A 13,890-nucleotide genomic window follows, 5' to 3' on the forward strand; every position below is an offset into this window, starting at 1 on the left:
CATCAAGATAGCTAACGATGGATCATCACGCCAACCCTCCCATGGTATCGGATGACCCTCTTTGCTGATCCGCCCCGTCTCCCGCGTTTTTCGGGAAGAACGCCAAGGCCGTCACCCGCGGCTTTGCCGGCACGCAAGGTGATTGAAGTTCACGCTTGCGGGACGGCCAAAGACGCAACGCATTGCCGCATCGTGCCGTTGCGGCGCCAAATCCGATACCCGAAAGGGGTGAGACAGTGTCCTTGTTTCAGGTGTATGCAAGAGCGCTTCAGTATCTTGCTGTCCACAAGTTTCGCGTCGGGGCGATCGTCATTGCCAATATCGTCCTGGCCGTCATCACCATTGCCGAGCCGATCCTGTTCGGCCGCATCATCGACGCGATCTCGTCACAGAAGGAGGTCGCGCCGATGCTGCTCCTGTGGGCGGGCTTCGGCGTCTTCAATACGATCGCCTTCGTGCTCGTTTCCCGCGAGGCGGATCGTCTCGCGCATGGCAGACGCGCTTCGCTCCTGACCGAAGCCTTCGGCCGGATCGTGTCGATGCCGCTCTCATGGCACAGCCAACGCGGCACCTCCAATGCGCTGCATACGCTGCTTCGCGCCTGCGAAACGCTCTTCGGGCTCTGGCTCGAATTCATGCGGCAGCATCTGGCGACGGCAGTGGCGCTCGTGCTCCTGGTTCCGACGGCCTTTGCGATGGACGTCCGCCTGTCGCTCGTTCTTGTCGTGCTCGGCGTGGCCTATGTGATGATCAGCAAGGTCGTGATGAGCCGTACCAAGGAGGGCCAGGCTTCCGTCGAGAGACACTACCACACGGTCTTTTCGCACGTGTCCGACTCGATCAGCAACGTTTCGGTGGTTCACAGCTACAATCGCATAGAAGCGGAAACGCGCGCGTTGAAGAAATTCACGCAGCGCCTGCTTTCAGCGCAGTATCCGGTGCTCGACTGGTGGGCTTTGGCGAGCGGCCTCAACCGCATCGCCTCGACTATCTCGATGATGGCGATCCTCGTCATCGGCACCGTTCTCGTGCAGCGCGGCGAACTCGGCGTCGGCGAGGTGATCGCTTTCATCGGTTTCGCCAATCTGCTGATCGGCCGCCTCGACCAGATGAAGGCATTCGCCACCCAGATCTTTGAAGCCCGCGCCAAGCTCGAAGACTTCTTCCAGCTCGAGGATTCGGTCCAGGACCGCGAGGAGCCGGCCGATGCCGGGGAACTGAAGCGGGTCGTCGGCGAAGTCGAATTCAGGGACATTTCCTTCGACTTCGCAAACTCGGCCCAGGGCGTGCGCAACGTCTCCTTCAAGGCCAAGGCCGGGCAGACGATCGCCATCGTCGGCCCGACCGGCGCCGGGAAGACCACGCTCGTCAACCTCCTGCAGCGGGTCCACGAACCCAAGCACGGGCAGATCCTCGTCGACGGCGTGGACATCGCGACCGTCACCCGCAAGTCGCTGCGCCGGTCGATCGCAACGGTCTTCCAGGATGCGGGCCTGATGAACCGCTCGATCGGCGAGAATATTCGCCTCGGCCGTGAGGACGCGTCGCTGGACGAGGTTATGGCCGCCGCCGAAGCCGCCGCCGCGAGCGATTTCATCGAGGGCCGCCTCAACGGTTACGACACGGTCGTCGGCGAACGCGGCAACCGGCTTTCCGGTGGCGAGCGCCAGCGTGTCGCCATCGCCCGCGCGATCCTGAAGAACGCACCGATCCTGGTGCTCGACGAGGCGACCAGCGCGCTCGACGTGGAGACCGAGGCCCGCGTCAAGGATGCGATCGACGCGCTGCGCAAGGACCGCACGACCTTCATCATCGCCCACCGCCTGTCGACGGTGCGGGAAGCCGATCTGGTCATCTTCATGGACCAGGGCCGAATCGTGGAAATGGGCGGCTTCAACGAGCTCAGCCAGAGCAACGGGCGCTTCGCCGCGCTGCTTCGCGCCAGCGGTATCCTCACGGACGAGGATGTCCGCAAGAGCCTTACGGCAGCCTGATACCATCACCTGGATTTGCACCAGAATGCCCCGGACTCCGGGGCATTCTTATGTGATCGGGAATCCGATCTCCCAATCGGCGGCGGGCGTCCTCGCTGCAGAGACGGCCGGAGCGTTTGGGGATAATCTCGTCCCGCGGCCTGCACCTCCACGACCGGGGAAAGACTGTCGCCTCGGCATTTCGTCCGCTGCCGGACCCCGGGTTCTGCTTCCCCCCGGTCCGGGAGACCTGCGCTCAATGAGCGCCTATCGGTTCTACGCGTCTCAGGTCGACAGGCCGCTGACGAAGGGCGGGCAAGGAATGCTGCGCGACTTGTCCTCGCGGGCGCGGGTCTCTGCGACGACCTTCACGAACTAAAGGGGCGAGGATGTTTTGGCGGGAGAGCGAAAGCGAGGTCGAACGCCGCAACGGCAAGGATTACGACAGCGCCGCTGCAATGCTCGCTGACCTCGCGCCACTTTCTGCAAGGAAGGCAAAGCCGCCGATTTCTACCGCCGGCTCGCCGGCATCCGCGAGCGTCCATGAGCGCAAGGGCAAGTTCATCGAACGGTCGCGCGGACTGTGATTGCCGCCGCCGCGCTGGGAGGGACGACCGTCCTCCCTGCGTGCGGGTAAAGGTCCCTCACGCCGCCTTCAGCGGCGGCGCCACCGACACCTCCTTCAGCCATTCGAGGTAATAGGCATAGGCGAAGTGCAGGCCGATGCCGCCGATGACGAAGAGTGTGCCGATGATCCTGTCCCGGTCGGTGACGAGAAGCAGCACCTGGCCCGCCATTGCAAGGATCGTCCCGAAGACGAAGACGGCAAGGGAATGGCGCCCGATCATCACCAGGGGGTGGTTGCTTTCCAGTCTCGTCAGCCGGCTGAAGACAGGAACGGTTGCGAGAATATAGGCGAGCGCCAGCACATGCAGCAGCCGCGTGAGCGACAGGAAGGTCTTGTCGAAGCCGGTCAGCACTGCAGGCAGCCCAAAGGAAAGGTCGATGTTCCACCAGGAGAACAGCACCCAGAGCGCGGAAATCGCGAGATAGGCGACGGAAACTCCAGCGAGCCAGGGGCTCCGCGGGAGACTGCCACCCCTCCGAACATGGCTCATGCACAGGATGCCGATCACGAAGAGGAACTGCCAGGACCAGGGATTGAGGAACCAATAGCCGTCATCGAGAAAGTTATAGGGCACCATTTTGAAGCAGCCGGCAGCGAGCCAGAGCGCCGCCGAAACCGCGAACAGCAATCTCGGGCGCACGGCATTCAACCATAGAAAGCCGGGCAGCAGCAGGAACAGAACCGCGTACATCGACAGAATGTTGTTGTAGCCAAGCTGGTGGCCGAGCAATACCATGGCGACGATTCCCTGCTCCGTCTGCTCGACGATCGGCCGGATATTGATTTCGCCGATCAGTTCCTGACGGCCGAAATAGAGGGCGCCGCCAGCGAAGATCGCAAGCGTCACCACGCTCGTCATGATGTGCGCGACGTAGAGCGCCAAAGCGCGCCGCCATATCTTCAGTGTGAGGGCGAGCCGTCCGCCGGCCAGGAACTTGCCGGAATAGGCCGCTCCGACCGACAGGCCGGAAATCAGCACGAAGGCCTCCGCCGAATCGGAGAAGCCGTAGTTCTTGTGCGTCAGATATTCGAGATACTGCCCCGGTACATGGTTGACGAAAATGGTCAGCAGGCAGAGAGCCCGGAAAACGTCGAGGCGTGTGTCGCGCCCGGTCGGCACCGGATGGGCGACCCGTCTCTGATCGTTGCCGCCCTCAGAAGTCTTTTGCAGCATGCGTGTTGATATCCGGGATTTGGCGCCCCGCCCCACCCCTGTTGAAAACGGGCGCCGCCGTGCCCGGCCCGGGCGGCGTCGACGCCGTGGCGAAATGAACGAACCTGAAGCGGCAAAGAAAAACCGGCCTTGCCCTAACGGAAACAAAGCCGGTTCAGCTCGTGCTCAAGTCCGGCACTTATAGCAAAACCCCTTCATGCGCGTTTTTTGTGACACTATTATTTACGGTTACGACCGGTTCACCACTTTTTGAATCGCGGCTGACGGAAATCCGGTGCGTGGTGCCGTTCACACGCACTTCGGCCGAGTAGCCCGCCCATTCGGATGGCAGGACGGGCCGGATCAAAAGCTTGTCGCCTCTCTTGCGGATGCCGAGGATTCCCTCGACGCCGGCGCGGTAGAGCCAGCCGGCTGAGCCAGTATACCAGGTCCAGCCGCCGCGGCCCGCAAGCGCGCCCTCTCCATAGATGTCGGCAGCGACCACATAGGGCTCGACACGGTAATGCTCGGCCTCGTTCCGGCTGAGCGCATGCGACACGGGGTTGAGCATGCGGAAGGTGCGCCAGGCTTCCTCCGCCCGCCCCTGGGCAGCGAACGCCAGCACCGCCCAGGTGGCCGCGTGGGTATATTGACCGCCGTTCTCCCGAACGCCCGGGGGGTAGGCCTTGATGTAACCCGGGTCCTGCTTCGTCGCCTCGAGTGGCGGCGTGAACAGCCGGACGATCCGCTTTTCGGGATCGACGAGCTCCGCCATCACCGCGTCCATTGCGCGCAGCGAGCGTTCCTTGTCGCCCTCGCCCGAAAGCGTGCTCCAGGATTGCGCAATCGAATCGATGCGGCACTCCTCGTTTTCCGCCGATCCGAGCGGCGTGCCGTCGTCGTAATAGCCGCGGCGGTAGTAATCGCCGTCCCACCCGGCCTGTTCGAGCGCATCCTTGAGCGCTTCGAGATGGCGCTCCCACAGCGCCACGCGCGGCTTGTCCTTCCGGGCGCGGGCATAGGGCAGGAACGCGCGCAAGGTGCCGGCGAGGAACCAGCCGAGCCAGACGCTCGTACCCTCCCCGGCTTCCCCGACACGGTTCATGCCGTCGTTCCAGTCGCCGCCGAGGATCAGCGGCAGACCGTTGGCGCCGGTCCTGCGGACGGCAAGATCGAGCGCACGGGCGCAATGCTCGTAGACGTCGCCCACCTCGTCGGCCGCCTCCGGCCTGTAGAAGCTGTCGTGCTGGCCCTCTTCAAGGGCCGGCCCGGTGATGAAAGGAACCTTCTCCTGGAGGATGTCCTCGCCGCCGGTGACCGCGCAGTAATGTGCAACCGCGTGAGCCAGCCAGACGACGTCGTCCGATATCATCGTCCGGACGCCGGCTTCCGTACCGGGCAGCCACCAGTGCTGAACGTCGCCTTCGACGAACTGCCGCGCTGCGGCGTTGAGGATCTGCGCCCGGGCAAGCGCCGGCCGGTGGATCAGGAAGGCAAGCGTATCCTGCAGCTGATCGCGGAAACCGAAGGCGCCACTTGCCTGATAGAAGGCCGAACGTGCCATGATCCGGCAACCGAGCGCCTGGTAGGGCAGCCAATGATTGATCATGTGGTTGAAGGCGCTGTCGGGCGTCTCCACCTTCACGACTTCGGTGAAATCGCCCCAGAAGGTCTTCGCCGCATCGAGCGCAGCGTCGAAACTGCCGGCCCTGAGCTCCCCGAGGATAGCCCGCACCTGGTCGGAATTGCCGGCATCGCCGAGGAAGAAGGTGATCTGTTGCTCCACGCCCGCTTCGATGGTGAGATCCGTCGCGAGCGCCGCGCAGGCATCCCCATCCACTTCCGTCGACCCCGTGAGCTCGGCGCCTGATATCACCGCCTGCGGGGCGAGGATTCCTCCGGCCCGGCCGAGGAATTCCCGTCGGCTCGCCGTATAGCCCGCGACGTCGCCATCGCTGGCGAAGAACGCGCACCGGCCCGGATAATCGATGCTGTATGGATTGGTGGCGAGGAGCGCCTTGCCGCTTTCGTCCCACTCGCTGAGGACGAAGGGCGCGGTGCGGCTGCGATTGCTGCCGAGCACCCATTCCGCATAGCCGTAGACGCGAAGCTTGCGAGCGGCCGAACTGCGATTGCGGATTGTCAGCCGCACCAGCTTGGCCGGCAAGGTCCTGTGGACCGTATGCATGGCCTCGATCTCGAGCTCGTCCTGCGTGCTGAGGAAGCGCGAATGGCCGAGGCCATGACGGGTCTCGAACAGGGCGGACTTGCGCCGCGACAGTGCGGCATAGGGCGTCAGCACCGCGCCGCTCGCCATGTCGCGCACGAAGATCGCCTCGCCCGGACGGTTGACCACCGCGTCATTGGTCCAGGGCGTCAACTGATAGTCGCGCGAATTGCGGCTCCAGGAAAAGGCCGCGCCCTCGGCCGAAATATGGAAGCCGAACTGTTCGTTGGCGATGACGTTGATCCACGGCTGCGGCGTCGCCTCGCTTCCGCGCAGCCGCACGGCATATTCGCGGCCGTCCTCGGCAAAGCCGCCGAACCCGTTCCAGAAGTCCAGGTCGCCGCCTTCTGGCTCGGCCGCCGTCCGCTCGTCGGTCTGCGGTATCACCGGCACCAGCATCTCGGCGCTCTCCTCCTTCTTTTCGGAGGGTTTGGCGTAGAGCGAGGCGGCGCGGGCGATCTGATCCGAGATGGTGCCGTTGCGGGCATGGAAGACCGCCCGCGAGGCGGAGATCAGCGTCGACCAGGTCTCCGGTTCCATCAGGTCCCGGCGCACCGCGAAGATGTGCTGGCGCGGACCGTCCGAAAGGCCGCGAAGCCTCAGATTTTCGCACATGGAGTCGAGCGTGTGCTGCAGGTCCTGCGCGTAGGAAGAGGCGCGCTCATTGACCACCACCAGATCGGCGGTGATCCCGCGGGCCCTCAGATATTCCTGCGCCCGCAATGCCTCGCGGGCGATGCCGAGATCGCCGTCGTCGTTGATCCGGAGGCAAAAGATCGGGAAATCCCCCGAAATCGCCAGCGGCCACAGCGCCGATTGAGAGGCAAGCCCGGACTTGACGGTGGCCGTGTCGGCGCGAAGGTGCATGTCCGGATAGACGAGATAGCGGCCGAGCATCTGGAAACTGGCGGCCTCCTTCGAGGTGATCCCGACATGGCGCATCTGCACCTGGCTGCGGGTCCAGGCGTGGATGAGCTCGTGGTTGAAGGTTTCCGGATGCCGGTACCGGTCGATCGCCCGGTCGACGCCTTCCCTGTCGGGGGCGGCGATCGTCCAGAAGATGACGCTCACTTTCTTGCCCGCCGGTACGCGGACGACGCGGCGAAGCGACATGATCGGATCGAGCGTGAAGCCGTCGGAGCCGGAAAGCGTGGCGCCCGGATCGAATGCGGCCGCCTCGGCAAGGGTGCGGCCTTGGCCGAGGAAGCGCCGGCGATCGGTTTCCGCCTGCGTGTGGCGCTCGCTGCCGGCGTTGTCGGTTACGAGATGGGCGACCTCAATGTCCGGATCGCCCGGGCTGCGCTTGTTGCGCGAGACCCATATCACGTCTCCCTGACGGCTGACCTCGGTGCGGAGGAACATCTTCGAGAAGGCCGGGTGCGAACTGTCGGCGTCGTCCATGGCAAGCACCGGCTCGGCATAGGACGTCACCTCGATGAAGCGGTCTTCCGTGCCCGTATTGAGCAGGATCACCCGGCGGCCTTCGGCGTCATGCTCGGTGGCGACGATGCACTCCACCTCGCTTGTCAGATCGCCGACGATCTTGACGAACTCGGCCTTGTCGTCGCCGAAGCGGGTGACGGTCTTTTCGCCGGGCGCACGACGGGGCTCGGCCGTGGCCGACCACCAGTCGCCGGTAACCGTGTCGCGAAGGAAGATGAAGGTCCCCGTCCTGTCCTCCACCGGATCCGGCGCCCATCTCGTTACAGACTGGCCGTTCCAGCGGGCATAGCCCGCCCCGGTCGCCGTCAGCATGACGGAGTAGTGACCGTTCGACAGAAGCACCGTCTCGCGATCCTGATTGATCGGATCTTCGACGACGCGGACCTCGGGGCGCAGGAGATCGGCTTGACCCTTGCCGAGTGATTCCGGCTCGCGCTTGGCGGCCATGACCGGAATGTCGCGCGGAGCCTTCTCCTGCAGGAGGAGCTCGGCGGCCTCGATGACCGGATCGGCGTGAAACCACTCCCGCAACTGGCCGTTGAAGACGACATTGGCGATCGCGGCGACAGACATGCCGTGATGATGGGCATAATAGTTGCGCACGACGGCGCATTTCTGGCCCTCCGGCACGCGCGTCGGCGTGAAGTCGACGGCGTCGTGATAGCCATAGGCACCAAGCGCACCGACCTCCCGGAGCCGCGCCAGGTTGGCAAGGGCCGATTTCGGATCATACATGCAGGCAAGAATGGATGCGTAGGGCGCGATGACGGCATTCTGGCCGAGCCCGCGCTTCAGGCCCAGTGTCGGCACGCCGAAATTCGTGTATTGGTAGGTCAGTTCGTGATCGCGCGCATTGAACGCCGCCTCGGAGATGCCCCAAGGCGTTCCGAGACGCCGGCCGTGATTGATCTGCTCCTGGACCACCAGATTGTTGGTCTGGTTGAGGATGCCGCCCTGCCGCTCCTGCATGACAAGCGGCGGCATCAGATATTCGAACATCGATCCCGACCAGGAGACGAGCGCCCCGCGCGCGCCGATCGGCACGATCGGACGGCCGAGCTTGTACCAGTGCTCGGTCGGCAGGTCCCCCTTGGCGATCGCGAAGAGGCTTGTCAGCCGCGCCTCGGAGGCCAGAAGGTCATAGCAGGCCTCATCGAGTTCGTTGGCGTTGACGCGGTAGCCGATCGAGAGCAGCCGCCGCTCCGGCCGGAACAGGAAACCGAAGTCCATCGAGAAGGCGATGTCACGCGCGCGCTCCTTGAGCACCAGCAGCCGCTGACGCAGCGCCTCGATCGCGCCGAGGTCGAAGACGCCGTCGGCGATGTGGGCCTCGCAGGCGGCCACCAGCGAGCCCGCCCATGTCGCCACCTCACCGCTCTGGACCGTGCGTACCTCATGATCGAGATTGACTGTCAGCTTGTGCATGTCGCGCGCGAGGACCGCGAGGTTGATCACCCGTATGGAGGCGAACTCGCGCTCGCGTTTGACCGCGGCCAGCGCATTCCGGAAGCCGGCGATGCGCTCCTCGATCAGACGCCTGAGCGGCCGTACGGTCTTGCGGTCGTCGGGAAGCTCGCTCAGCGCCTCCTCGAGGATCGCCGCGACGTCGCCTATACCGTCGAGATTGCCCTGGACGTGGGCGGACGGCGCCTCGGCCCATTCCCGGCACATGGACGACACCGCGATCAGGTGTCCGGCGAGGTTGCCGCTGTCGACGGAGGAAACATAGCGCGGTTCCATCGGTTCGAGGCCGCGCGTGCGATACCAGTTGAAGAGATGGCCGCGGTATTTCGGCATGCGGTCGATCGTGGCGATCGTCTGTTCGAGACGCGTGATCGTCTCCTCGAAACCGATCCAGCCGAAGGAGCGGGCCGACATCACCGACAGGAGATAGACGCCGATATTGGTCGGCGAGGTGCGCTCCGCGAGGACCGGCTGCGGTGTTTCCTGGAAGTTGTCCGGCGGCAGGAAGTTCTGCTCGGCGGTGACGAATGCCTCGAAATAGCGCCATGTCCGCCGCGCGATCTTGCGCATCTCCTCGATCGCCTCCTCGGAGACGACGAGCTGGTCTTCGGTTTCGGCGGACTGGCTGACGAACCAGGCGACCGCGGGCGAAGCCGCCCAGATGAGGGCGAAGGGCAGGCCGATGAAGGGCAGGCCGGTATCGGAAATGGCGGCAAGCGCCAGCGACACGAGCGCGAGCGCCGGCGCCGTCCACATCGCGCGGAAGTAGTCGCCGATCGAACCGTGGCCGGCGCTCTGCACCTGCGCGGCGGTACGCCATTCCAGCATCAGCTTGCGGCTGACGAAGGTGCGGTAGAGCGAGCGCACGATCGCATCCGCCATCATCGCCGCATTATGCGCGATGAAGACGATACGCAGCGCGACCTGCGCGTTTGCGGCCCGAATGTCCGACAGCACCGTGTGGAGATGCGCACGCGCGACGATGTCGTTGCGCCGCGGCATGATCCCGGAAATCAGCGACAGCGTGGGCGCGACGAAAAGGCTGAAGATCAGCACGAGTTGCCAGATCAGTGCCTGAGTCGGCTCCATGTAGTACCAGCCCATGACCGAGGCCGCGAGCCAGGCGACGGGAATGAGCGACCGGCGCAGATTGTCGTACATCTTCCAGCGGCCGAGCATCGACAGGCCGTTCGCCGGGCTGAAGATATAGGGCAGGAGCTGCCAGTCGCCGCGCGCCCAACGATGCTGCCGCGACATCTCGACCTCGTAACGGGTCGGGAAATCCTCGACGAGTTCGACGTCGGTCACCAGCGCGCAACGCGCATAGGAGCCTTCGAGAAGGTCGTGGCTGAGCACCGCATTTTCGTCGATCTTGCCCTTGAGTGCCGCCTCGAAGGCATCGACATGGTAGAGGCCCTTGCCGGTGAAGCTGCCTTCGCCGGCGATGTCCTGGTAGACGTCCGACACGGTGAAGACATAGGGGTCGATGCCGCGATTGATGGTGAAGATGCGCTGGAAGGCCGAAGCCTCGCTGCCGGTGGTGAGCGACGGCGTCACCCGCGGCTGCAGGAGGCTGTAGCCGGTCATGACCTCCTGTGTCCTCGGATTGACGACCGGCCGGTTGATCGGGTGATAGAGCTTGCCGACAAGCTTGGTGACCGCATCGCGCATGAGACGCGTGTCGGAGTCGAGCGTCATCACATATTGCACGCCCTCCGGCACCGTGTTGGCGCCCTGAAGGAACGAGGTGTCGCGGTCGCCGCGCAGCAGCAGATTCAGCTCGTGCAGTTTGCCGCGCTTGCGCTCCCATCCCATCCACACTCCCTCGGCCTCGTTGTAGAGGCGGCGCCGATGCAGGAGGAAGAAGCGCGTCTTGCCGTCATAGGCGTAGCGGGCGGCGAGCGAAGCAATCTCGCGTTTGGCGTATTCGAGGACATCGGTATCGGCAGGCGCCTCCTCGGACTTGCTGTCGCCCCAGTCGCTTAAGAGCGCGAAATAGATCTCCCCGCGCGGATTGGCGAGGTAATGCACCTCGAGATTGCGCACGAGCTCGTCCACATGGTCGCGTTTGGCGATCAGGCAAGGTACCACCACCAGCGTGCGGGCGTCCGCGGGTATTCCGTCGAGAAATTCGTAGCCGACGAGCCGGGACGGTTTGAGGAAGAGCGTGACGAGCGTGTTGAACAGGCCCATCGCGCCTTCTGAAGCCGGCAGCGCGAAGAGCAGCAGCATGATCAGCTTCGCGCCGTTCGGAATGTCCATCGGGCTGACGAAGGCGTAGACGACGATCATCGCCAGGATCGTCAGCACGATGTTCGGACCGGCGATGGCGAACCAGTCCAGCTTGCGGATGGCGCGGATCAGGTGCTGGAAGACGGAGGGCGAATAGCCGATCCGCCTCTCCAGCGCCGCGCGCTGCTTCCCGACGAGGAACGAACCGACATTCGGCTCCTGCAGGGGCGCCTCGACGGCCGCCGCCGCCCTCGCCTCCTCGACCATTTCGATCGCAATTTTCGTGACTTCGTGTTCGCTGTGGCCCGAACGGCGGGCGAGCTTCTCGATCGTGTCACGATAGGTGTTTCGCGACCCGAAATCCAGCGACGCATAATCCGAACCCTCGCGCAGCGTCGCATCGATCTTGCTGACGCTTTCGAACCAGACGGCCCAGTCCGTGTCGTCGATCTCGCGCAGGCTGCGGATGATATTGCTCATCGTCGCATTGCCGGAGGAGAGGCGGTTCTGCTCCGCCACCAGCGCCTCCTCGACGTCGGTGCCGCGCCGTTCCAGTCGCTCCTCGATCCAGGCTATGACGGCGCCCGAGGTCTGCGAACCGTCGCGCATGCGGTATAGGAGCTGCGCAATGAAAGTATTGTCGGCGGAGAGCGCTTCGGACTCGACGAGAAGTGTCCGGCAGGCTTCCGGCTCGCTCAGCCGGATGAGCTGGTCCGCCACCTCGTTCGCCTTGCGCCGCATGCCGCGCGAGCGCTCGACGCGGATGGCGATGCGCCTGAGATTTTCGATGAGCACGAAGCGCAGGATCGACGGCAGCGCCCACAGTTCACCGATCCTGAAGGTGTCGTGCTCCTGGAAGCCCTCGACCATCGCGGTGATGCTTTCCCGCGAAACCGTGCTGTGGGTGTGAGCGACGTAAAGCCAAGCCAGCGCCATCGTGCGCGGAATGACGTTGCCGGATACGGAGAGCGTCGGCAATTGCCGGTAGAACCGGCGCGGGAAATCGCGCCGAACCTCCTGGATCGCCTCTTCTACGACATGGTGGTTGTCGAGCAGCCATTCGGCTGCCGGCGTGATCGAGGCACCGGCTTCGACGTCGGCTGCTGTCGCCCGATAGACGCGCAATATCTCCTTTTCGTTCTCCCGGTGGCGGGAGCGGAACTCGAAGGAGAAGAAGCCCGGCAGGGCGGAAACCCCGTTCTCGGCGAGGCTCGCGCCGCATGCCCGCAGCTCGTCGATCGAGAAATAGGTCGAGCGGATCGAATCGTTGTAGTCGATCTGCTTCGCTTCCGGTTCGCGCGGTGAATTGGACTGCATTGTGTGCTGGAGCATGGGTACGGATTCTGGTTCCACCTGGGACCGATCGGCCCGGTTCTCGTTGTTCTGCCGGTCTGGCTGCGGCCCTGGGGCTGCAGACGGCGCCGGCGCGTTTCTAGACACGGTCATGTGCCCTCCCTCGCCGTCATCGTCCGGGGAGGTGAGAACCGGCGAAAGCGGGCGCCGACCGGGACTTGAGGCTTGGACATTGCAAAACCGGCGGCGTGCTGCGTGCCATGGCCGCGTGATGTATGAAGATGGCATTTTTTAGCCGTGATGTCAGCAACTTGCAAGGAATGCGTGCGCCGCTGGGCCGCTTCCGGAGGCCCGGAACGGGAGCTGCCGGGCCAGCCGGCATGCGCCTTCGGCTCGTGGGAAACCTCTTTCAAAATCCGCCCCTTCCTGGTGCTGCAGTATCAGGTCCGAAAGCCGGGATCGGTAGATCTTCAACCGGACTCCCCTGCTGTGGCTGATCAACCGACCTGCTCGGTGATCCACTCCCGGAAGGCACGGCTGACCGGATTCTCGAGCTTGCCTTCCGGAATGGCGAGGTAATAGCTGTTCTCCGTCTGCATCGGCCGATCGAGAACGATCCGCAGCGTGCCCGCGGTAAGTTCCTGCTCGATGAGATAGCGAGGCAAAAGGGCAAAACCGAGACCTGCAGTCGCCGCTTCGATCACCATCGAGAATTGATCGAAGCGATTGCCGCGATAGGCGCCGTCCTGCTCGACGCCGCTCGCCTCGAACCATTGCGCCCAGAGCTTGGGCCTGGTCGCGAGATGCAGCAGCGGCCCGCCGCCGATGTCGGCAGGCGCCTCGACCGGATGCTCCTCGAGAAGGGCCGGGCTTGCCGCCGGCACGATGACTTCGCTGCAGAGATAGCTGCAGATGGCGCGCGCCCAGACCGGCTGCCCGTAATGGATCGCCAGATCGAAGTTCTGCTCCTCGAAATCGAATGGCTCCGAACGGGAGGCGATATTGACGACCGTGCCTGGATGGCGCTTCAGGAAGTCCGGCAGGCGCGGCACCAGCCAGCGGCTGCCGAAAGTGGGCAGCGACGCGATGGAGAGGCTGGAGTCGGCTCGTGCCGACGCCATGGCGCGCACCATCAGCTCCTCGGTCTGGTTCAGGAGCCGGCGCACCTCCGGCAGGAATTTCTGTCCGGCATCCGAAAGAATGACCCGCTGACGCACCCGTTCGAAGAGCAGCACGCCGAGCTGGTTCTCGAGGTCCTTGATCTGACGGCTGACCGCGCTTTGCGTGAGATTGAGCTCGGCTGCCGCCTGGGTGAAGCTGCCGTGGCGCGCGGCGCATTCGAAGGCCTGCAGCGTCGTGACGTCAGGAACCAGTCGGCGGCTCAACTTCATTCCAGCCTCGCATCAACATAGTCAGAAGCAGCGCGATCCAAGCCCATACCCTTCCGATATGATCAGAATTAAGAATGACCTTGTCC

The 13,890-nt window shown here is 64.2% G+C and carries 5 protein-coding genes; 2 read left to right on the forward strand and 3 right to left on the reverse strand.

Annotation, left to right across the window (positions count from 1 at the left end; genetic code table 11):
* Positions 1-236: 236 nt before the first annotated feature.
* A complete protein-coding gene (locus SINAR_RS0126770; protein ID WP_028001936.1) occupies positions 237-1,994 on the forward strand; it encodes a glucan ABC transporter ATP-binding protein/ permease in 1,758 nt (585 codons plus the stop codon).
* Between the two features lie 368 nt (positions 1,995-2,362).
* Complete coding sequence (locus tag SINAR_RS0126780; protein WP_028001937.1) at positions 2,363-2,560, forward strand: hypothetical protein; 198 nt, start codon at positions 2,363-2,365, stop codon at positions 2,558-2,560.
* A gap of 57 nt (positions 2,561-2,617) precedes the next feature.
* On the opposite strand, the gene SINAR_RS0126785 is transcribed toward SINAR_RS0126780, so the two are convergent.
* The 3 genes from SINAR_RS0126785 to SINAR_RS0126795 form a co-directional block, all read right to left on the reverse strand.
* Positions 2,618-3,775, reverse strand: a complete 1,158-nt coding sequence (locus SINAR_RS0126785) for an OpgC family protein (RefSeq protein ID WP_028001938.1) — start codon at positions 3,773-3,775, stop codon at positions 2,618-2,620.
* A gap of 178 nt (positions 3,776-3,953) precedes the next feature.
* On the reverse strand, positions 3,954-12,452 hold the full coding sequence (gene ndvB / locus SINAR_RS0126790) for a cyclic beta-(1,2)-glucan synthase (protein ID WP_084617693.1): 8,499 nt from the start codon (positions 12,450-12,452) through the stop codon (positions 3,954-3,956).
* A gap of 458 nt (positions 12,453-12,910) precedes the next feature.
* Positions 12,911-13,804, reverse strand: coding sequence for a LysR family transcriptional regulator (locus SINAR_RS0126795; protein ID WP_028001940.1), 894 nt, complete (start codon positions 13,802-13,804; stop codon positions 12,911-12,913).
* Positions 13,805-13,890 lie beyond the last annotated feature (86 nt).

It is taken from the genome of Sinorhizobium arboris LMG 14919 (genome assembly GCF_000427465.1).
Classification (GTDB): domain Bacteria; phylum Pseudomonadota; class Alphaproteobacteria; order Rhizobiales; family Rhizobiaceae; genus Sinorhizobium; species Sinorhizobium arboris.